Here is a 21,251-nt window from a genome sequence, read left to right on the forward strand (position 1 = left end):
CGGATCACAATCAGGTCTCAGCTGAGTTCCTGGGCGAGGCCGATGAGAAGCCCTTCAGGCCCGCGGATGTAGCAAAGCCGATACGCGTCCTTATACCGGACGACTTCGCCGACGAGCTCAGCGCCGCGCTTGCGGAGCCTCTCCAGCGTGTCGTCGATGTCGTCCACGGCGAACATGATCCGGAGATAGCCCAATGCGTTCACCGGGGCATTGCGGTGATCCGCGATGACGGGCGGCTTGATGAAGCGGGACAGCTCGAGTCGGCTGTGGCCGTCGGGCGTGCGCATCATGGCGATCTCGACGTGCTGGTCGCGGAGCCCGGTGACACGCCCGGCCCATTCTCCTTCGATCGTGGCACGCCCTTCGAGTTCAAGGCCGAGCTCGCGAAAGAAATCAACCGTGCTGTCGAGGTCATCGACGACGATTCCGACGTTGTCCATCCGTTTGAGCGCCATGTGTCCAACCTAAAAGGTGTCGACCAGTCCAGCAAGGACCCATTCTCGGGAAGGCCCAAACCAGACACGTCCCGAGGCGGTTAAGCGCGACCCTTCGCAAAGAAATCCGGGTAATCTTCCATCGCCGCGGCAATGATGCGCAGCGAGGCGGCGATCTGCAGTATTTCGAGCCGATCGCTGCGTTGGGCGATGCTGGCCGCGTATTGCCTCGCCACCGCGATGGTCGCGGTCTGCGGCTCGCCCGGTTGCCGAAACAGCAATTCGCGCGCCAGGGCGCGCAGGAAATTGCCGATGGACTCGACTGTTTCATGCGGAACGGCGGAGTTCAGTTGCGCGTGGCGCAGCCGCAGCACTTCCAGTCCGACGGTGACGGCCGCGATGCTTCCGCCGAGAATGGGATCGCCCTTGCGGCCCGTCCGCTGGACCTGCGGCATCAACTGATTGATCCGGTCATAGGCGAGGCTTTCGAAGGCCGAACGGCGGGGAATGCGCTCATGCAGGCAAAGCCGGGCCAGGTCCTCGCGCATCGCCTGCGAGATGCGCTCCACGGTGACCCAGGGATCGGCGGGCAGCACGACAATGAAGACGCCGATGGCAATCAGGATGCCGACCAGGATCGAGGCCGAGCCGGCGAAGAACGGCCCGGGGTCGTAGATCATCTGCTGATGCGGGCTGAGGAAGGCGAGGAAGTTGATGGCGAAGGCGGTGGCGACGCCGACATGGCGCGGATTGGCCATGCCGAGCGCCGCGGGCACCAGGATCGGCACGACGAAGAGGGTGAACCAGCCGAAGCCCGGCAGCGCCGGCAGCGCGACCTGGCCGACAAGGAAGGCAAAAGGCAGCGCGATCAGCGTGCCGGTGAAAAAACCCCAGGCGGACTGCACGGGATCTGGGCGCGATGCGAACAGGCTGGAGACGACGGCGACCAGGATGACGGTGCCGGCGGCTTCCGACCATCTGGTCGTCAGCCAAAAAATCGCCACGAGCAACGTCGCCAGCGCCGCGCGCACGGCATTGCGCCATGCGGCCTGGTAATCGCGATGGACGACCAACGCCGGCTGGCCCCGCTCACTCGATGTCCGGGAGACGGGCGACCGAAGCGCGTCAAGGCCGCGCATCACCTGTTTCAGCGCCTCGGCGAAATCGCCGGCGATGGTCAGGCGGGTGATGGTCCCAACTTTGTCTTCGCCGTTATCGTTGGGACCGATATCGTTGGGCAGTTCGGGCATCTCCCTGGCCCTGCTCGCGATCGCGCCGAGCCTTGCCACCCATGGCCCTGTGTCATCGAGCGCGCCGGGCGTCGCCGCCAGTTCAGCGACGAAGGCTTTCAATTCGCTGCGCATGGGAATGAGCGCTGCGTTCTTCGGCCTGCGGTGGCTGTGCAATGCGCGCGCCGCCGAAAGCGCCCACAGAAGCTGACCGATCGTGCGCCGCACCGGATGGGCGCGGGTGGCGAAGCTCGGCGCTTCCAGCCGCGCATAGGTGCGCATCTCGGCGAGCGTCTGGGCATCGGCGATCAGCTTGCGCTGGAGCGCGGCGAGGCTCGCCGGGTCGCCGCCGGAAAAGGCGCCGCCGGCATATTCGGCAAGGTCGAGGATGCTGCGCTTCAACCTGGAAATGATAGCGTCGGCCGCGAGCTTTGGCAGGATCAACCGGCTGGTGACGCCGGCGCAGACGATGCCGAGCACGATCTCCGCGCAACGCGCGACGGCGAGGTCGACGACAATATGCGGTTGTCCGAGGGCCGGCAGGCTGATGATCATCGCCGTGTAGCCGGCAAGCGCGGCGCCATAGGCTTCCGGATTGCGCAACAGCGACGAGACCAGCGTGCAGACGCCGATCCAGAGCGCCAGCACGGTGACAAGCAGCCACGGGTCGGCGCCGAACAGTGAAGTGATGCCGACTGCGGCGAGACCGCCGGCCAGCGTGCCGAGCAGCCGGTAGAAGCCCTTTGCCAGCACCATGCCGGCGACCGGCTGCGCGACGATGAACACCGTCATCATCGCCCATTGCGGATGATCGAGCTTCAGCGCATAGGCGGCAAGCAGCGCGACCAGTCCGGCCGAAACCGTGCGCAGGGCAAAAATCCAGTCCGAACGGGTCGGCTGCGTCAGACCGCTTAAGGGCCTCTCGACAAGCTCTTTAAACCGCGTCCAGGTCACACCGGTTCTCCGTGCCGGAGCCTGTTATGGACCGGCAGGCGATCAGATATCCAGCACGTCCGCCTCTGCGAATTCGGCGCGCTCCTGGATGAAGCGGAAGCGCGCCTCGGGCTTGGTGCCCATCAGCGCGTCGACGGCATCCTTGGTGGCCTGCTCGGCGTCGATCACGTCGACCCTCAAAAGCGTGCGCTTCCTCGGATCCATCGTGGTCTCCTTGAGCTGCGAGGCCATCATCTCGCCCAGGCCCTTGAAGCGGCCGATCTCGACCTTGCCGCGCCCGGTGAACTCGGTGCGCAGCAGTTCGTCCTTGTGCGCATCGTCGCGGGCGTAGCCGACCTTGCCGCCTTGCCGGATCGAATAGAGCGGCGGCACGGCCATGTAGAGGTGGCCGCCGCGGATCAGGTTCGGCATCTCCTGATAGAAGAAGGTGATCAGCAACGAAGCGATGTGCGCGCCGTCGACGTCGGCGTCGGTCATGATGATCACGCGGTCGTAGCGCAGATCCTCGTCGCGATATTTCGAACGCGTGCCGCAGCCGAGCGCCTGGATGAGATCGGAAATCTGCTGGTTGGCGGCAAGCTTGTCGTTGCCGGCGGAGGCGACGTTGAGGATCTTGCCGCGCAGCGGCAACACTGCCTGGCTGGCGCGGTCGCGCGCCTGCTTGGCCGAGCCGCCGGCCGAGTCGCCCTCGACGATGAAGATCTCGGCGCCCGCGGCGGCGTTCTGCGTGCAGTCGGCAAGCTTGCCCGGAAGGCGCAGCTTGCGCACCGCGCTCTTGCGGGAGACTTCCTTTTCCTGGCGGCGCCGCACGCGTTCGTCGGCGCGCGCGATGACCCAGTCCAGAAGCTTGGAGGCTTCCTGCGGATTGTCTGCCAGCCAGTGGTCGAACGGGTCGCGAAGGGCGTTTTCGACGATGCGCATTGCCTCGATCGTCGCCAGCCTGTCTTTGGTCTGGCCGACGAATTCCGGCTCGCGGATGAACACCGACAGCATGCCGGCGGCCGAGATCATCACGTCATCGGTGGTGATGATCGAAGCGCGCTTGTTGCCGATGAGGTCGGCGTAAGCGCGCAGTCCGCGCGTCAGCACGTTGCGGAAGCCTGCCTCATGCGTGCCGCCCTCGGGGGTCGGAATGGTGTTGCAGTAAGAGTTGAGGAAACCATCGCCGCCGAACCAGGTGACGGCCCATTCGAGCGAACCGTGGCCGCCCTGCTTGTCGCTCTTCCCGGCGAAAACCTCGCGCGTGACCTGGAATTCGTCGCCCAGCGTCGCCTTGAGATAGTCCTTGAGGCCGCCGGGGAAATGGAACTCGGCCTTTGCCGGCGTCTGATCCTTGTCCTTGATCAGCGACGGATCGCAGGTCCAGCGGATCTCGACGCCGCCGAACAGATAGGCCTTCGAGCGCGTCATGCGGTAAAGGCGCGCCGGTTCGAAGGCGGCGCCCTTGCCGAAAATCTGCTCGTCAGGATGGAAACGGGTCTTCGTGCCGCGGCGGTTGTGGACCTCGCCGAGATGCTCCAATCCACTGACCGGGACGCCGCGCGAAAAACGCTGCCGGTAGAGCTGACGACCCCGCGCGACCTCGACCTCGAGGTGGTCGGACAGCGCATTGACGACCGAGACGCCGACGCCGTGCAAGCCGCCGGAGGTCTCGTAAACCTTGGAGTCGAACTTGCCGCCCGAATGCAGCGTGGTCATGATGACTTCGAGCGCCGGCTTCTTGAATTTCGGATGCGGATCGACCGGGATGCCGCGGCCGTTGTCGGTGACGGTCAGGAAGCCGTCGGCGGAAAGCTCGACGTCAATGAAGGTGGCGTGGCCGGCCACCGCTTCGTCCATCGAATTGTCGATGACCTCGGCGAACAAGTGATGCATGGCCTTGTCGTCGGTGCCGCCGATATACATGCCCGGACGGCGCCGCACCGGCTCGAGCCCTTCCAGCACCTCGATATCGGCGGCGCTGTAGCCCTCGCTGCCGTCGCGGGCGGCGGTCGAACGCTTCGCGGCCTGCACCAGCGGATCGGCGGGCCGCGAGGGCGCGCGCACCGGCTGTGCCGGCTTTTCCATCTTGCCGAAGAGGTCGTTGCTGTCGTCCATGCTGGGCCTAGCGTCCGGTAATGCGAATCATTCCTCGATACTGCCACGCTTTTGGCGGGCGAACGAGTTCCTGTTCCGTTCAGGGATAAAACTGTCTCTTATTCCAAAACCATTCGATAACCAAGCCGGCCGAAATAGGGCGATCGGCGGGTCGCGGGATTCCTGATTCTTTAACATTAACGCCTAGCGTGAGACCCAACTAACAAAAGACCACGGGCGTCAGGGGTTCCACTGTGAGGGGCAAGGCCATAACCATGATCGGCATCGCCGCCGTTTTCGGCGCGATCTCGATCTTTGCGGCGGATTTCTGGGTCAAGAGCCAGGCGAAGGCTCAGGCCGAGGTCAAGGTCGTCGTGGCGCCGCAGCAGCCCAAGGTCGAGTTCAAGACCATCGTGGTGGCGCAAGCGCCGCTGCGCTACGGCATGGAGCTTGGACGGCCGCAACTCGCCGAGATTCCGTGGCCGCAGGATTCGCTGCCGCAGGGCGCTTTCCCGACGATCGACAAGCTGCTTGCGGACGGCAGCCGGGTCGTGCTGTCGCCGATCGAGGTCAACGAACCGGTGCTGCTCACCAAGCTGTCGGGACCGAACGGCCGCGCCACGCTTTCCAACATGCTGTCGGCGGGAATGCGGGCCGTCACCATCCGCACCGACGAGATCGCCGGTGTCGGCGGCTTCATCACGCCGGGAGACCGCGTCGACGTCGTGCTGACGCGCGACGCTGGGGATATCCAGGAAGTGTCCAAGAATGCTCAAGGGGCCGCCGGCTCGACCGTCACGTCCGAGGTCGTCGTTGCCGACGTCAAGGTGCTTTCGGTCGGGCAGGGCGCCGACGAACGCAAGACCGAGCCGCAAGTCGCCAATTCGGTGACCATCGAGGTGACCAACGAAGGGGCGCAGAAAGTGGCGCTTGCCCGCACCGTCGGCACGCTGTCGTTGTCGCTGCGGTCGGCCGCCGACGCAACTGCCAGCAATGGCGGGCTTACGACCATCTCGTCCTTCGGCGGCTCGGTTGCCGCAAATGCGCAGGCGAGCGCCGCCTCGCTCGTCAATGCGGTGACGAAGGACCAGGACGAGCCGAAATTCAAGACGGTGATCGTGACGCGCGGCGACAAGGTCGAGGAATACAAGGTTCCTTCGCGGCAACCGCCGCAGGAACTGCAGCAATAGCCGGTGGGGACCGGCGGGGACGGGGCAAGATGTTCGGGTTTGATACATTTCGGACGACCGGGGGATGGCGTCTTCTCGGCGTGATTGCGCTGGCGGCGACAGTGCTTGCCGTCGCCGCGCCGGCAAGGGCGGGCAATGACGTCGTCTATGTCTCGGCGAACAAGAACGCCTCGATCAAGGTCGCCAAGGGCAAGCCGAAGACGATCATGACGAGCGCCGCCTTCTACCAGATCGTCATCGGCGATCCGGAGATCGCCAACGTCAACCCGCTGACCGACAAATCCTTCTATGTGCTCGGCAACAACCTGGGTACCACCGGCATTGCCCTGTTCGACCAGAACAAGCAGCTTGTCGGCACCATCGACATCGAGGTGACGCTGGACACCGACCAGCTTGCCAGCACCATCCGCGCCAGCGTTCCCGACGCCAAGATCAAGGTCGGCTCGGCGAACGGGCGCGTCGTGCTGTCGGGCGAAGCCGACGATGCGGTCGCCGCCGACAAAGCCAGCAAGATTGCGTCACGCTTTTCCGGCAATGAGGAAGTCATCAACTCGGTCAACATCTCGTCCTCGCAGCAGGTTCAGCTCAATGTCCGATTCGTCGAGATCAACCGCCAGGCCGGCCAGGACCTCGGCGCCAAATACGCCGCCAATTTCGCCTACGGCATTGGCAACCGCAAAGTCGTGCTGAACCCGGATGGGGGAAACCTGACGGGGGCCGGAACAGGCGAGATCATCGGCAGCCTGCTGTCGAACGGCGTTTCCATCGATATCGCCATCAAAGCGCTGGAGGAACGCGGCCTGGCGCGACGGCTGGCGGAGCCGAACCTAATCGCGCGTTCGGGCCAGACGGCGAGCTTCCTTGCCGGCGGCGAATTCCCGATCCCGGTTTCCGAAGACAATGGCAAGATCAGCGTCACCTACAAGAAGTACGGCGTAGGCCTCGATTTCACGCCGACGGTGCTGAAGGACGGGCTGGTCAGCCTCGACATCGCGCCGGAAGTGTCCTCGATCGACCCGTCCGCTTCCATCCAGGTCAGCAGCGGCATTTCCATTCCGGCTTTCATCGTGCGCCGCGCCAGGACATCGGTCGACCTCAAGAACGGCCAGAGCTTCATGATCGCCGGCCTCCTGCAGTCGCAGAACGACATCACGACATCGCGGGTGCCGGGGATCGGCAAGCTGCCGGTGCTCGGCCCGCTGTTTTCCTCGAAGTCCTATCAGCGGCGCGAGACCGATCTGGTGATCATCGTCACGCCCTACCTGGTCAAGCCGGTCGATCCCTCGAAGAAGATGGTCGAGCCGACCGACGGCACCCAGCCGGCAAGTCCCGCCGACTATTTCCTGAACAACACCGAAGAAGTGAACGCCTCGGCGTCAAAGCGTCCGGTGGCGCTGGCTGACGGCAGCGCCGCCCGCCCGGTGGCTGCCGCCACGTCCGGCCACTTTCTCGATCTGCCAAAGGATTAAGGCATGCGCATCCCCGTTTGCATCGCTCTGCTGCTCGCCGGTTTCGCCGGCGGTTGCACCAGCGACGACTATGTACGCGCCGAAGGGGTGACCTTGGCGGCCGGCAACGCGCAGGCATCCAACACTGCCATGCAGATGGTCGATCCCTGGAAGTACGGCGTGCAGAACACAAGGCTTCTGGTGCCGGCCCAGCGTCCGGGTTCCGAGAGCGCTGGCGTCGGTGCGAAGGCCAGCTCCGTGTCGTCACCGACGACATCATCAACAACATCGAATTGATGGGCTGGCGAGGATGGCATCTGGCAGCAAGACCAAGAAGATCCTGCTCGTTTCGACGGACAGGACGTTCTTGCAGGACACGCGGACGGCTTTTGCGGCCTCCGAGGTCATCGAGCTTCTGACGCTGGAAAAGAGCGTCAACGAACTGCGCGGCGAGATCCTCGAGGCGGACTTCGGCACGGTCATCGTCGACATGGATGCAGCCAAGCTCGAGGAAATCGAGTCGCTGCAGCGTGTCATGCGGCGGCTGGAAGGCAGCGTTCCGGTGGTCGTCGTCACCCAGGAATTCAACGCGGCGGCGGTACGCATCCTGGTGCAGCTCAAGGTCGCCGATTTCCTGGTCAAGCCGATCACCACGGCCGACCTCGTGCGTTCCGTCATCCGTGCGCTGCAAGGACCGGGGCGAGAAGAGAATACCGAATCGCATATCTATACGTTCATGCCGGCAGCCGGCGGCGTCGGCACCACCACGCTCGCCTTGCAGACGGCCTTCCAGCTGCATCATTCGGTGATGCGGGGCGCCTCGACCTGCGTCGTCGACCTCAATTTCCAGCAGGGCGCCTGCGCCGAATATCTCGACCTCGAACCGCGCTTCGACATCACCGAAATCGAGAACCAGCCGGAGCGCCTCGACCGGCAACTGCTCGACGTGATGCTGTCCAAGCATGCGAGCGGGCTGTGCGTGCTTGCCGCGCCGACGCGACCCTCGGACATGCGCTCGTTCAAGACCGATGTCGTGGTGCGCATGCTCGACCTCGTGGCGGCCTATTTCGACAATGTCGTCATCGACATGCCGCGCACCTGGTTCCCCTGGACCGAGACGGTGCTGCTGGGTTCCAACAAGCTCTATATCGTCGCCGAGATGACGGTGCCCTGCCTGCGCCATACGCAGCGTCTCATCCAGGCCGTGTATGAGACCGCCGGCAAGGAAGTGAAGCCCAACGTCATCGTCAACCGCTTCGAGCAGAAGATGTTCGACAACGGCATCAAGCAGGCCGACGTTCAGGAGATACTCGGCGAGCATTTCGTCGGCGGCATCTCCAACAATTACCGGCTGGTGCGCGAGGCGGTCGACCGCGGCGTACCGCTGCACGCCATCGACCCCAACGCCAATGTCGTCAACGACCTGAAGAAGATCATCCTGCCCGAGGAGGCCGTCCAGACGATCGCCAAGTCGAGGTCGCTGTTCGGCCTGGGCAAGGGCTTGCTGAAGAGGAAGGCAGGATGACCAGCCGCTTCTCCAACCTGCAGAGCCGCGACGTCCGCCCGCAGCGGGCGCCCGAACCCGCGCCGGTCACGCACAATGCAGTGACCATCCCGACGACCCGCAAACCGGCGCCGCCCAGGCCTGAGGCAGCCCCCGCAAAGAGCGCCAACAAGGTGCTGGACGCACGCGTGCGCATCCATCGCATGCTGCTCGAGGAGATCAACCTCGTGGCGCTGGAGCGGCTGCCCCGGGATGAAATGCGCCGGCAGGTGCATGATTTCGTCTCGGAAAAGACGCGCCAGGAGCGGATGGCAATCAACAATGCCGAGCTCGACGCCCTGGTCGACGACATCGTCGACGAGATGGTTGGCCTCGGCCCGCTGGAGCCGCTGCTCAAGGATCCCGAGATCAACGATATCCTGATCAATGGCCACCAGAACTGCTTCGTCGAAAAGCGCGGCAAGCTGCAGCAGGTCCACATCCCGTTCAAGGACGAGGCGCATCTGCTTAGAATCATTAATAAAATCGTCGCGGCGGTCGGCCGCCGCGTCGATGAATCTCAGCCCATGGTCGACGCCCGGATGCTCGACGGCTCGCGCTTCAACGCGGCGATCCGCCCCGTCGGCGTCGACGGCCCGCTGGTGTCGATCCGCAAGTTCTCCAAGAACAAGCTCGGCCTGCACAAGCTCGTCGAATTCGGCGCCATCACCCAGAACATGGCCGAGGTGCTGGCGGCGGCGGTGCATGCCCGCAAGACCACGATCATCTCCGGCGGCACCGGCACGGGCAAGACGACGATGCTCAATGCTTTGTCGGCCTTCATTCCGGAAGACGAGCGCCTGATCACCATCGAGGACGCGGCCGAGCTGCAATTGCAGCAGCCGCATGTCGCGCGCATGGAGACGCGTCCGGCCAACATCGAGGGCCAGGGCGAATTGAAGCAGCGCGACCTGGTCAAGAACGCGCTGCGCATGCGCCCCGACCGCGTCATCCTCGGCGAATGTCGCGGCGAGGAAGCCTTCGACATGCTGCAGGCGATGAACACCGGCCATGAAGGCTCGATGGCCACCATCCATGCCAACACGCCGCGCGATGCCATCTCGCGTCTGGAACAGATGCTCGGGATGACCGGCATGCCGATGACCGTGCAGTCGATCCGCAGCCAGATCTCCAGCGCCATCGACATCATCGTCCAGCTGACGCGCCTTTCCGACGGCAAGCGCAAGGTGACCAGCGTCGCCGAAGTGACCGGCATGGAAGGCGACGTCATCCAGATGCAGGAGATATTCCGTTTCGTGCGCACCGGCATGGAGGCGGACGGAAAGATCCTCGGCCACTTCGAGGCGACCGGCATCCGCCCGCGCTTCCTCGAGGATCTGCGCAACATGGGCATCGAATTCCCGGGCAAGTATTTCGAACCCGGCCGGCCGCAGGACTAGGCCGGTGTTCGAGGGATTCAGCCCGGTCTACGTAGTCTACGCCGCGGCGGCGCTCACCGGCATCATGATCGCCGAGGGCCTTTATCTGCTCTATGCCGGGCGCAGCGACAAGCGCACGGCCATCAACCGCCGCATGAAGCTCGCGGAGAACAAGATCAGCCAGGAGCAGGTGCTGATCCAACTGCGCAAGGAACGCGGGATCGACGGCGGTACCTCCATCTTTTCTCTCGACCGCTTCCGCGCCCTGCGCACGCAGTCCGGCATAAGCACGCCGCTGCCGAAATTCCTGACGATCACATCGGGGATCGCTCTCGCCCTGGCGCTCGTGGCGATCTGGAAAGGCTTGCCGCTCCTGTTCGGCCTTATCCTGCTTCTCTTGCTGTTGCCGGTGTTGCCGGTCATGGCATTGCGCTGGATGCGCAAGCGCCGGCACAAGCGTTTCGGGATGCAACTGCCTGAGGCGCTTGAATTGATCACGCGCGGGCTGAAGGCAGGCCATCCGGTGCCGGTGGCGATTGCCATGGTGTCGCGCGAGATGGCCGATCCGATCGGCACCGAGTTCGGCGTCGTGGCCGACGAGGTGACCTACGGCTCCGACCTGGTCTCGGCGTTGAACAATCTTTTCGACCGGGTGGGGCATGAGGACTTGCCGCTGTTCGTCACGGCGGTCTCGATCCAGAGCAGTTCGGGCGGCAATCTGCGCGAGATCCTCGATGGCCTGTCGGCGACGATCCGCGACCGCGGCAAGCTGCGCCGCAAGGTGCGCGCCATTTCGACGGAAGGGCGCATGTCGGCTTACATCCTGACCGCGGTGCCAGTGCTTCTGTTCACCGCCATCATGGTGCTGATGCCGCAGTTCTATCAGGATGTCTGGGACGTGCCGAAGACCTGGTACATGATGGGCGGCTCCATCATCTGGCTGCTGCTCGGCAACGCCATCATGTTCAAGATGTCGAATTTCAGGTTCTGAGATGGAAGACGTGATCCGCTTCCTCGCCTCGCTCGCGCCGACCTCGCTGGTGCCGTTCGCCGTGCTGCTCCTTGTGCTGGGCGGCGGCGCCGTCGCCTGGCCGCTGGTGCTCGCTAAGGGCGATCGCGGCGAGGTCAAGCGCCGGCTGAAGGTGGAGACATTGCAACCGGCCGAGCAGGCGGAGCCCGCGCCCAAGAAGAGCACCAATGCCGTGCGCGAGAAGGCGGTGAAACGGGCACAGGAGTTCTACGCCAAGAGCGATCCGGAAAATGTCGCGCGGCTGCGCTTGAAGCTCATCCAGGCCGGCTACATGGAACCGCGCGCCGTCGGCATGTTCTTCCTCATCCGTTTCGCCGCGCTGGTCGGCGCGGCGCTCGGCGCATTCCTGGTCAATCACTGGGCGGCAAGCGCCGAGTCGACCATGACCAGCCGCTGGACCTTCATTATCCTGTCGGCTGCCGGCGGCTATTTCCTGCCTGGCCTGGTGCTGATGCAGAAAATTCGGGAAAAGATGCGCGAATACCGCAACGGCTTTCCCGATTTCATGGATTTGATGATCGTCTGCTCCGATGCCGGCATGAGCATGGAGGCCGGCATCGAGCGGGTCTCCAGAGAGCTTGCCAGGACCTATCCGTCGCTCAGCCAGAACCTGATCCTGGTGTCGCTGGAGTTGCGGGCCGGGCGCAGCCTCGACGACGCGCTGAAGGCGCTTGCCGACCGCCTCAGCCTCGACGAGGTTCGCTCCTTCGCGACGCTGCTGCAGCAATCCAAGGAACTCGGCACCAGCCTGTCGGGCTCGCTGCGTGTCTTTTCCGACGAAATGCGGCACAAGCGCATGTCGCTGGCCGAGGAGAAGGCGCATGCCCTGCCGGCCAAGATGTCGGTCCCGGTGACGGTCTGTATCCTGCCGGTGGTGCTGATGATCGCCATCATTCCGATCATTGTGAAGCTGACCGCGCGTTGAGTATTCAGCTGAGGCCGGTTTGCAAACGGCAGCTTCCTGCGCTCCGCCCCGGTTCTCGGAATCTGCCATTTTCGACTCGGCCTTACCTGAATCCAGGACATAGCCGTGGTTAACGCATCCTTGGCGCGCAACCGAATTTTATCTGCATTTCGGCACCGAAGCTTAATCGCTGTCCTGTATCGTTTTTCCTGAAGAACGACCCGGCAAATCGGGCGATGGGGCAGGGGCATGCGTCAGAGACTTCCCAGGGCAGCGGCGGCATTGGCGGCCGTCTTGATGATTACCGGCTGCACGACGAACAACGATGTCGACACGACCAAGACCACGGCGATCCAGCCGGTGGCCAAGGACGTCAGCGCCAACGACCTCGTTGAAGGCAAGGCGCAGTTCCGCGAGGCGAATTTCGGCCTTGCCGAACAGCATTTCCGCAAGGCGGTCGAGCTCAAGTCCGACAATGCCGAGGCCTGGATGGGGCTTGCCGCATCCTATGACGAGCTTGGCCGCTTCGACTTCGCCGATCGCGCCTATATGCAGCTGTTGAAGGTCGCCGGGCGCAAGCCGCAGATCGTCAACAATATGGGCTATTCGCAGCTTCTGCGCGGCAACAAGAAAAAAGCGCGCGCGCTGCTGCTCGAGGCCAAGGCCGGCATGGCCGATCAGACAGTGGTCGATGCCAATCTGGCGCTGCTCGACAAGGGCTGATCCTGCTCCCGCTTCGCGTATTCCGTGTGCCGTCATGGGATTTCGCCTCACATGTCGACGCTTTGTAAACCCTGTGTCGAGGTAGCGTTGGGTGTCCGCCGAAAACGGTTTGCGCCGGGCGCCGCCAGTCTACATTGAGGAGCGACGGGCACCCGCTAGAGGCAGTTCTTCAGGATGTTGGATTTCAGTTCGCTCCTGCTCGCGGCGGCGCTGTCGGGTACCTGCCTCAGCATCACTATGTTTGCGATCTGGCTCGCCACACCGAGGGCGCGCTTCGTGCTCACGGTCGCCTGCGGCATCCTCGTGCTCGTCGCCCATGTCGTCGCGTTCTGGCGCTATACCAAGAATGCCGATCCCTGGCTGTGCCAGGTCGTGCTCGCGCTGCTGACCCTGGGTTTCCTGGTCCTCTGCCTGTCGGCGATGCAGTATCTCGGCTTTCGCGACTACCGCCGCGCCATCGTGCCGACGCTGGCCGCGATGGCTGCCTGCGCGATCTTCACCTTTCTCGGTTTCGACGGCATCGGCTTTCAGATCACCTATGCGGCCGTGACGGCGTTGCTTGCGGCGATCGGGGCGATGTTCTGGATGAAGGGGGATCACGACCGCCGGATATTGCTCGTCGTTTCGTTCCTCAGCGGCGCCTGCGGCTTGTCCTTCGTGCTGTGCGGCCTGGCGTTGCTGACGCAAGAGCAATGGGTTCTCGGCGCCGCGCCCGACAATTGGGCGGAGCGATTGAACTCCGTTGTCGCGGTCGCCTGCATGACCGGCCTCGGCGCGCTGACGCTTTCACTGCACCATCTACAGGCGCAGATCGAGCTCAAGGCCGAAACCATGACCGATCCGCTGACCGGCCTGATGAACCGCAGGGCGCTCACCGAGCTTTACGGCGAGCGCAGCTTCGGTCCGTTCATGGCGATCGCCATGTTCGATCTCGACCATTTCAAGATGACCAACGACGTCTTCGGTCATCCCGTTGGCGACCAAGTTCTTTGCCGCTTCGCGGCGGTGATCAGGAAATATGGCAGGACAGGGATCGACGCGTTCCGGCTGGGCGGCGAGGAATTCGCGCTCGTCATGTCGCGCGTCACACCGGAAAAAGCGCATGACATTGCAAGCCGGATCGGCGTCGCTTTCGGCACCGAGGTCGTCGCGACCCATCGCGGGCCGCTGCGCAGCAGTGTCAGCGGCGGCATGGGTTTCGGGTCGATCGCGGGCCGTCCGCTCCATGAGGTGCTGGCGCAGGCCGACGCCGCGCTTTATGCGGCCAAGCGTGCCGGGCGCAACCGTGTCGTCGTTCAGGACGGAGCGGGCCAGCCCGATGCCGGGCCGGCCCTGAAGTCTGCCTGAGCAGACGCTACTCGGCCGCGCCGAGATATTCCGACAGCGGCGGACAGGAGCAGACCAGGTTGCGGTCGCCGGCGACGTTGTCGATGCGCGAGACCGGCGGCCAATATTTCGCCGCCAGATCGGCGTCGCCCGCCGGATAGGCCGCCTCCAGTCGCGAATAGGGATGCTTCCATTCACCGGCAAGCGCTTCCGCCGCGGTGTGCGGGGCGTTGACCAGCGGGTTGTCGCTGGACGGCCACTCGCCCTTCGCCACTTTCGCCGCCTCGGCGGCGATGGCGATCATCGCCTCGCAAAACCGGTCGAGCTCACGCTTGGGCTCGGACTCGGTCGGCTCGACCATCAGCGTGCCGGCAACCGGGAACGACATCGTCGGCGCATGGAAGCCATAGTCGATCAGGCGCTTGGCGATGTCGTCGACGCTGACGCCGGCGCTCTCCTTGAGAACGCGCGTGTCGAGGATGCACTCATGGGCGATGCGGTCGCTTCTGCCTTTGTAAAGCAGCGGGTAGTGCGGCGCGAGCCGTGTCGCCACATAGTTGGCCGAAACGATCGCCGTCTCCGTCGCTTGCTTCAGGCCGGTGCCGCCCATCATGCGGATATACATCCAGGTGATCGGCAGGATGGAGGCGCTGCCGAAGGGCGCCGCCGCCACGGCATGCGCCGAGCCTTCGGTGACATGGCCCGGCAAATAGGGTTTCAGATGCGCCCTGACGCCGATCGGACCGACGCCCGGGCCGCCGCCGCCATGCGGGATGCAGAAGGTCTTGTGCAGGTTCATGTGGCAGACGTCGACGCCGATGTCGCCGGGACGGGCGAGGCCGACCAGGGCGTTGAGGTTGGCGCCGTCGAAATAGACCTGGCCGCCATGCTCGTGGATCAGCGCGCACAGATGACGCGCGCCTTCCTCGTAGACGCCATGCGTCGAAGGGTAGGTGAACATCAGCGCCGCGAGGTTCTTGGAATGCTCATTGGCCTTGGCGCGCAGATCGTCCATGTCGATATTGCCGTCGTCCAGGCAACGCACGACGACGACGCTCATGCCGGCCATCGCGGCGCTTGCCGGATTGGTGCCATGCGCGGAAGACGGGATCAGGCAGATGGTGCGGTGGCCTTCGCCGCGCGCGCGGTGATAGGCGCGAATGGCGAGCAGGCCGGCATATTCGCCTTGGCTGCCGGCATTGGGCTGCAGGCTGACGGCGTCGAAGCCGGTGATTTCCGACAGCCATGCCTCCAGGTCGGCGGCCATTTTGCGATAGCCCGCCGAATGGCCGGCCGGCGCGAAGGGATGCAGATTGGCGACGCTCGGCCAGCTCACCGGCATCATCTCGGCGGCGGCGTTGAGCTTCATGGTGCAGGAACCGAGCGGGATCATCGTGCGGTCGAGCGCCAGGTCCTTGTCGGCCAGCCTGCGCAGGAAGCGCATCATCTCGGTTTCGGAATGATTGTCGTGGAAGACCGGCTGGGTGAGGAATTCCTTGCCGCGCGGCTTGCCCGGCATGGAGCTGCCTTCAGCCGCGCCGGGCTTGGCGCCAAACAGGGCAGCGATCGCCTCGAGATCGGCTTCCGTCGAGGTCTCGTCGAAGGCGATGCTGACATGGTCGGCATCGATGACCCGCAACAGCCGGCCGGTCTTCTCGGCGGCTTGCGCGATCGAAGCGGCCTTGCCCTTCACCTCGGCCGTGACCGTATCGAAGCGCCTCGCGCCGAGCACCGAAACGCCGGCTGCTTTGAGGCCCGAGGCGAGGCGGCCGGCCAACGCGTGGATCTGCCCGGCAATTGCCTGCAGGCCGGCTGGGCCGTGCCAAATCGCATAGGCGGTGGCCATGTTGGCCAGCAGCGCCTGTGCGGTGCAGATGTTCGAGGTGGCCTTGTCGCGGCGGATATGCTGCTCGCGCGTCTGCAGCGCCAGCCTGTAGCCCGGGCGGCCCTTGGTATCTGTCGACTGGCCGACAAGGCGGCCTGGCATCAGGCGGGTCAGCTTGTCGGAGACGGCGCAATAGGCGGCGTGCGGGCCGCCGAAGCCCATCGGCACGCCGAAGCGCTGCATCGGACCAACGGCGATGTCGGCGCCGAGCTTCGCCGGCGCATCCGTCAGCGTCAGCGCCAGCGGATCGGCGATGAAGACGACCAGCGCGCCGGCGGCGCGGGCCTTCTCGATCGCCGCCTTGTGGTCGCCATAGACGCCGAACGTGTCCGGCCAGGAGACGAGCAGGGCGGCGGTGTTGTCGTCGATCGTCTCGCCGTCGACCTCAATGTCGAGCGGCTCGGCGCGGGTGCGCACGACGTCCAGCGTCTGCGGATGCGGCGTGCCGGCAAGCGCCACCTTGGTGCGCTTGTCGCGGTGGTGGCGCAGCGCAATGCCGACGGCTTCGGCGACGGCGGTCGCTTCATCGAGCAGCGAGGCCGACGCCACCGGCAGGCCGGTGAGCTCGGCGACCAGGGTCTGGAAGTTGAACAGCATCTCCAGCCGGCCCTGGCTTATCTCAGCCTGGTAGGGGGTGTAGGCCGTGTACCAGGCCGGGTTCTCGAACAGGTTGCGCTGGATGACCGGCGGCACGAAGACGCCGTGATAGCCGGCGCCGATGAAGCTCTTCAGCACCGTGTTCTTCGCCATGATCGCCGACAATTCGGCCAGCGCTTCGGCTTCGCTCGCCGGAGCGGGCAGATTGAGCGGCAGGTCGAGGCGGATCGATCTCGGCACGGCCTGGCTGATCAACGTTTCGACGGATGGAACGCCGATGACGGCGAGCATTGCCCTGACGTCGTTGACGCCTGGGCCGATGTGGCGGGCCGAGAAGGGAATAGGTGCTGCGGTCATTTCCAGGATCCTGATATCAGCCAATATGGGCTTTGTAGGCGGCTTCATCCATGAGGCTGTCGAGCTGGCTTTCGTTGGCCAGCCTCATCTTCCAGAGCCAGCCGTCGCCGGTCGCTGCCGAATTGACCAGCGAGGGGTCGGCCGACAAAGAGGCGTTGGCTTCGGTGATCTCGCCGTCGACCGGCGCGTAAACGTCCGAGGCCGCCTTGACGGACTCGACCACCACGGCGGTATCGCCCTTGGCGAGCTTGCGGCCGATTTCCGGCAGCTCGACGAAAACGAGATCGCCGAGCTGTTCCTGCGCATAGTCGGTGATGCCGACCGTAGCGACGCCGCCGTCGACGCGCAGCCACTCATGGTCTTCCGTGAAATAGGTCTTTGCCATCTGAAAATCATCCTTTGCGGTAGCGATGTGGGGTGAAGGGCAGGGGCGTGACGTCGACCGGGATTTTCGTCCCGCGGACATCGGCAAAGAGCTTCGTGCCGGCCTTGGCCAGCGCGGTGTTGACATAGCCCATGGCGACCGGGTGGCCCGCCGAGGGGCCGAAGCCGCCCGAAGCGACATGACCGGCCGGATGGCCGTCGGCGTCGATCAATGCGGCGCCCGAGCGCACCGGCTGGCGTCCATCGGGCTTCAGGCCGACGCGCTTCTGCGACGGCCCGCGCTCGATGATCGAGCGCAGCGCGTCGGCGCCGATGAAATGACCCGAGGCGCGGATATCCTTGGGAATCGCCCACATCAGTCCGGCGCTTGCCGGGTCGATTTCCGGCGTCAGGTCCTGGCCGTGCAGGCAAAGCCCGGCCTCGAGCCGCAGGCTGTCGCGGGCGGCAAGGCCGATCCACTGCACGCGCTCGTCCCCCAGCAGCTTCGCGACCAGATCCCGCGCGTCCGCTTCCGGCAGGCCGATCTCGAATCCGTCCTCGCCGGTGTAGCCGGAGCGGCTCATGAACCAGTTTTGCCGGGGCTCGACCCCATGCATGAAGAGCAGCGAGCCGGTCTCGATGCCGGCCCGCGCCAAAGCTGCCCAGGCGTCCGGCCCCTGGACCGCCAGGAAGACGCGGTCGAGCGGATCGACCCTGGCATCGAAACCGGCAGCAAGCGCGCGCAGATGCTTCTCGTCCTCCACCGCGTTGCCGGCATTGGCCACCACCATGAACCGGTCATCGCCTAGGCGAGTCACGATGAGGTCGTCGATGATGCCGGCAGCCTCGTTGAGGAAGAAGGTGTATTTGGACTGCGAGATTTCCAGCGCGCCGGCATCGAGCGGACAGGCGCGGTTCAACAAAGCGATGGCCCCCGGACCGGAGACCTCGAACAGCTTCATATGCGAGATGTCGAACAGGCCGGCATGCTCGCGCGTGTGAAGATGCTCCTTCATCACGCCGGGTGGGTAGGTGAGCGGCATCGACCAGCCGGCGAAGGCGCCGAAACGCCCGCCCGCGGCCTGATGCAAATCCTCAAGGGGGAGGTGTCTGGTGTCTTGGCCTGTCATGTCTTCTCCAGAGTCGCACGGCTATCGACCGCCATTGGCGGCCTAGTCGTGCCCCTCTGTCTGAAGCCTGAGAGACTCGCGCCCCGTAACTCTGTCGGCAGCGCTTACACCTTCGGCGCGGGAAGATTCCCGACTTTCCAGAGTTGTCTTTCCCGTCCACGGTTCTTTTGCCTGAGAGATTTCGGGCGATTTCCCCTTCGGCGACAGCTTGCGCTGCTCTCTCCCGCAAACAGGTAGGACTCAGTCACCTAAGTCCTCGACGTGTCATCCATAGCCCGTCGGCGACACCTTGTCACCTCCCAGCGACATTTTAAGCGCGCCCTGCTTTTCAGCGACATGGATTGGCCGACAAGGCTTCGCTAACCACGCCGTTTGCCGGTTTCTCAAGATAATGCTGATAAAGCTTGGCGGGGTAACGCACTCAGTTCGCCGGCAACGGGCGACGGCAGGGACGGCAAATGGGCGAATTGATCATGAGCGCTCCAGTGGCGGGGCTGATCTCGAAGAACAAGATCACGGTCGAAGACGTGACGATGCTGCGGCGCGAGGTCTTCGCCGACGGCGTGGTGAGTCGCGGCGAGGCGGAGGCGCTGTTCGCGCTCGACCAGACGGCGCGCGACAAATGCGGCGAATGGGCGCCGTTCTTCGTCGAGGCGGTGACCGACTACATCGTCCACCAGGAAAAGCCGGAGGGCTATATCTCCGAGCAGAATGCCGACTGGCTTGTCCGCACCGTCTCGCGCGACGGCATGGTCGACGGCCGCACCGAGCTTGAACTGCTGGTGCATGTGCTGGAGGAAGCGAGGTCCTCCCCCAGCGAGCTCTCGGCCTATGTGCTGGAACAGGTCGCGCATGCGGTAATCGACGGCAAGGGTCCGCTGATGCATGGCGGCAGCCTGGTTCCGGGCCATATCGCCAAGGCCGAGGTCGATCTGCTGCGGCGCATCCTCTATGCCTATGGCGGCGACGGCAACATCGCCATCAGCAAGGCCGAGGCGGAGGTCCTGTTCAGGATCAACGACCGGACCGCGGCAGCCGACAACGATCCGTCCTGGAGCGACCTCTTCGTCAAGGCGATCGCCAACCACATCATGTGCTCGACCGGCTACGAGCCGCCGACGCGGGAAGTGGCGCTGCGCCACGAGAACTTCCTCGACGAGGCAGCGCCGACGCTTGGCGGCTTCTTCAGCCGGATGGTGTCGGGTGGTTTCGCGGCGATCCTCGAAGCCTATCATTCGCCCGGTGATATCGAGGCCGAATGGGAAGCCAGGAACCGGGCTGCTGAAGCGCTTGCTCGCCGCGCCGAGACGATCGACGCCAGCGAGGCCGAATGGCTTGCCAAGCGTGTCGGCGGCGGCCGGCGGCCGCTGCGCGACAACGAGCGCGCGCTGCTGACGCTGATCAAGCACGCGGCGCCGGAAATCCATCCGACGCTGAAGCCGCTGCTTGAGAAAGTGGCTTAGGCGTTTCCTGCAATCGTCTTGCAAAGAATGATGTTGGAATGGCCTTCGGGCCAGCCGGTCAATTCGGCCATGCGCTCGAAGCCGGCCTTTTCGTAAAGGCCCGGCGCCTGGAAGTCGTGGGTCGAAACCCATATCCGCAGCGAGCCGCGAGCGGCGGCTTCCGCGACGAAGGCATCGAGCAGCTTCCTGCCGAGGCCAAGGCCTCGATAGGCTTCGTCGACCCACATCAGCGTGAGCTCGGCAATGCTCGCCCAGGAATACCCGGCGGCGACCCCGACGGCGCGGCCTTGCTCATCCCGCAGCGCAAAGACCAGAGCACGGTCGTCGCCACGACCGGTCAGCCGCCGGTTGTCGTTGTCGAGACGCTCCTCGATGGCACCAAGCTCGGCGGCTGCTAGACTATGCTCGGCCTGCAGGCGAGGGGCCATCAAATCCCGCCATACCAGTCGTAGCCATTGTCCTCCCAGTAGCCGCCGCGGCCGCCGCCGACATTGGCGAAACTGTCGACCAGCTCGATCTTGTAGATGTATTTCGGCATCTTGTAGCCGAGCTGGCGCTCGACCCGCACGCGCAGCGGCGCGCCGTTCTCGACCGGCAGGGGCTTGCCGTTCAGGCCGTAGGCAAGAATCGTCTGCGGGTGGCGGGCGTCGATCAGGTCGATGGTGCCGTAATATTTTATGTCGCCGGACAGGCTTTGCTCGATCGTGTCGAGGCAGTGGAACATGACATAGCGGGCCTGCGGCTTGACCACGGCCTGGTCCAGCACCAGCGACAATGGCGTGCCGGTCCATTTGGCGATGCAACTCCAGCCTTCGACACAGTCGTGGCGGGTGATCTGCGTGCGGCTCGGCATGTTCTGAAGCTGCTCGCGGGTCAGCGAAAGCGGCTTCTCTACGAGGCCTGAAACCTCGAGGCGCCAGTCTGCGAAATTGTTGGCGAGCAGGCCCTTGTAGGTGTCGTCGTCCGGCGCTGTAACGCCGTTCGGCCGTTGCGGCTGGCGGATATCGGCCTCGGTGAATTCCGGCGCCAGCGCGTCCCGCCCGGCAAGCAGGCGCTGCGCGCGCCAGGTCAGGCTATTGGCGTTTTCGAGGAAGCTGCGCAGGCCGCCGCCGATGCCGAGGCCGCTGTCGAATACGTCGCAACCAGACAGCGCGATGCCGGACAGGCCGAGGCTGGCGGAGGTGAGGAATTTGCGGCGGCTGATCTGGAATTTTGCCATG

The 21,251-nt window shown here is 64.5% G+C and carries 18 protein-coding genes and 1 riboswitch; of the genes, 10 read left to right on the forward strand and 8 right to left on the reverse strand.

Annotation, left to right across the window (positions count from 1 at the left end):
- Positions 1 to 17: 17 nt before the first annotated feature.
- The 3 genes from CK219_RS01945 to parE all read right to left on the reverse strand — a co-directional run bounded on the left by CK219_RS01945 (position 18) and on the right by parE (position 4,714).
- Positions 18 to 455, reverse strand: a complete 438-nt coding sequence (locus tag CK219_RS01945; RefSeq protein WP_095765072.1) for a VOC family protein — start codon at positions 453 to 455, stop codon at positions 18 to 20.
- Between the two features lie 80 nt (positions 456 to 535).
- A complete protein-coding gene (locus CK219_RS01950) occupies positions 536 to 2,617 on the reverse strand; it encodes an FUSC family protein (RefSeq protein ID WP_095765073.1) in 2,082 nt (693 codons plus the stop codon).
- A 42-nt stretch (positions 2,618 to 2,659) separates the two neighbouring features.
- Positions 2,660 to 4,714: a DNA topoisomerase IV subunit B gene (gene parE, locus CK219_RS01955; RefSeq protein ID WP_095765074.1), complete on the reverse strand. Its 2,055-nt coding sequence runs from the start codon at positions 4,712 to 4,714 to the stop codon at positions 2,660 to 2,662.
- A 233-nt stretch (positions 4,715 to 4,947) separates the two neighbouring features.
- Between parE and cpaB the strand changes: the two genes are divergently transcribed.
- The 9 genes from cpaB to CK219_RS02000 all read left to right on the forward strand — a co-directional run bounded on the left by cpaB (position 4,948) and on the right by CK219_RS02000 (position 14,257).
- Complete coding sequence (gene cpaB, locus CK219_RS01960; protein ID WP_245340369.1) at positions 4,948 to 5,883, forward strand: Flp pilus assembly protein CpaB; 936 nt, start codon at positions 4,948 to 4,950, stop codon at positions 5,881 to 5,883.
- A 29-nt stretch (positions 5,884 to 5,912) separates the two neighbouring features.
- The gene (locus tag CK219_RS01965) at positions 5,913 to 7,352 is read left to right on the forward strand and encodes a type II and III secretion system protein family protein (RefSeq protein WP_095765076.1); all 1,440 of its coding nucleotides are present in this window, start codon (positions 5,913 to 5,915) and stop codon (positions 7,350 to 7,352) included.
- Positions 7,353 to 7,355: 3 nt separating this feature from the next.
- Complete coding sequence (locus CK219_RS01970; RefSeq protein ID WP_095765077.1) at positions 7,356 to 7,628, forward strand: hypothetical protein; 273 nt, start codon at positions 7,356 to 7,358, stop codon at positions 7,626 to 7,628.
- Between the two features lie 13 nt (positions 7,629 to 7,641).
- Positions 7,642 to 8,856, forward strand: coding sequence for a response regulator/pilus assembly protein (locus CK219_RS01975; protein ID WP_095765078.1), 1,215 nt, complete (start codon positions 7,642 to 7,644; stop codon positions 8,854 to 8,856).
- Positions 8,853 to 10,274, forward strand: coding sequence for a CpaF family protein (locus CK219_RS01980; protein WP_095765079.1), 1,422 nt, complete (start codon positions 8,853 to 8,855; stop codon positions 10,272 to 10,274). Before CK219_RS01975 ends, CK219_RS01980 begins: the two co-directional genes overlap by 4 nt.
- Positions 10,275 to 10,278: 4 nt before the next feature.
- Positions 10,279 to 11,244, forward strand: a complete 966-nt coding sequence (locus tag CK219_RS01985) for a type II secretion system F family protein (RefSeq protein WP_095765080.1) — start codon at positions 10,279 to 10,281, stop codon at positions 11,242 to 11,244.
- 1 nt (position 11,245) lies between these two features.
- Positions 11,246 to 12,208, forward strand: coding sequence for a type II secretion system F family protein (locus CK219_RS01990; RefSeq protein ID WP_095765081.1), 963 nt, complete (start codon positions 11,246 to 11,248; stop codon positions 12,206 to 12,208).
- A gap of 228 nt (positions 12,209 to 12,436) precedes the next feature.
- Positions 12,437 to 12,910, forward strand: coding sequence for a hypothetical protein (locus CK219_RS01995; RefSeq protein ID WP_095765082.1), 474 nt, complete (start codon positions 12,437 to 12,439; stop codon positions 12,908 to 12,910).
- Positions 12,911 to 13,084: 174 nt separating this feature from the next.
- Complete coding sequence (locus tag CK219_RS02000; protein WP_095765083.1) at positions 13,085 to 14,257, forward strand: GGDEF domain-containing protein; 1,173 nt, start codon at positions 13,085 to 13,087, stop codon at positions 14,255 to 14,257.
- Positions 14,258 to 14,264: 7 nt separating this feature from the next.
- On the opposite strand, the gene gcvP is transcribed toward CK219_RS02000, so the two are convergent.
- From gcvP to gcvT, 3 genes are read right to left on the reverse strand one after another with little or no spacing between them, the layout of a single operon-like run.
- Complete coding sequence (gcvP, locus tag CK219_RS02005; RefSeq protein ID WP_095765084.1) at positions 14,265 to 17,075, reverse strand: aminomethyl-transferring glycine dehydrogenase; 2,811 nt, start codon at positions 17,073 to 17,075, stop codon at positions 14,265 to 14,267.
- A gap of 16 nt (positions 17,076 to 17,091) precedes the next feature.
- Entirely contained in the window at positions 17,092 to 17,460 is a 369-nt protein-coding gene (gcvH, locus tag CK219_RS02010) for a glycine cleavage system protein GcvH (protein ID WP_095765085.1), read from the reverse strand.
- 7 nt (positions 17,461 to 17,467) lie between these two features.
- Positions 17,468 to 18,568 (reverse strand): glycine cleavage system aminomethyltransferase GcvT, encoded by a 1,101-nt coding sequence (gene gcvT / locus CK219_RS02015; RefSeq protein WP_095765086.1) that lies wholly within the window; start codon positions 18,566 to 18,568, stop codon positions 17,468 to 17,470.
- Positions 18,569 to 18,717: 149 nt separating this feature from the next.
- Positions 18,718 to 18,804, reverse strand: a riboswitch (glycine riboswitch).
- Between the two features lie 222 nt (positions 18,805 to 19,026).
- Here gcvT and CK219_RS02020 point away from each other — a divergent pair.
- A complete protein-coding gene (locus CK219_RS02020) occupies positions 19,027 to 20,031 on the forward strand; it encodes a hypothetical protein (protein WP_095765087.1) in 1,005 nt (334 codons plus the stop codon).
- Here CK219_RS02020 and CK219_RS02025 read toward each other — a convergent pair.
- Positions 20,028 to 20,459, reverse strand: a complete 432-nt coding sequence (locus tag CK219_RS02025; RefSeq protein WP_095765088.1) for a GNAT family N-acetyltransferase — start codon at positions 20,457 to 20,459, stop codon at positions 20,028 to 20,030. The two genes, CK219_RS02020 and CK219_RS02025, sit on opposite strands and share 4 nt — an antisense overlap.
- Complete coding sequence (locus CK219_RS02030; RefSeq protein ID WP_095765089.1) at positions 20,459 to 21,250, reverse strand: molybdopterin-binding protein; 792 nt, start codon at positions 21,248 to 21,250, stop codon at positions 20,459 to 20,461. Before CK219_RS02030 ends, CK219_RS02025 begins: the two co-directional genes overlap by 1 nt.
- Position 21,251: the final 1 nt, after the last annotated feature.

Origin of the sequence: Mesorhizobium sp. WSM4313 (assembly GCF_002294725.1) — a bacterium.
In the GTDB taxonomy this organism is placed as follows: Bacteria; Pseudomonadota; Alphaproteobacteria; order Rhizobiales; family Rhizobiaceae; genus Mesorhizobium.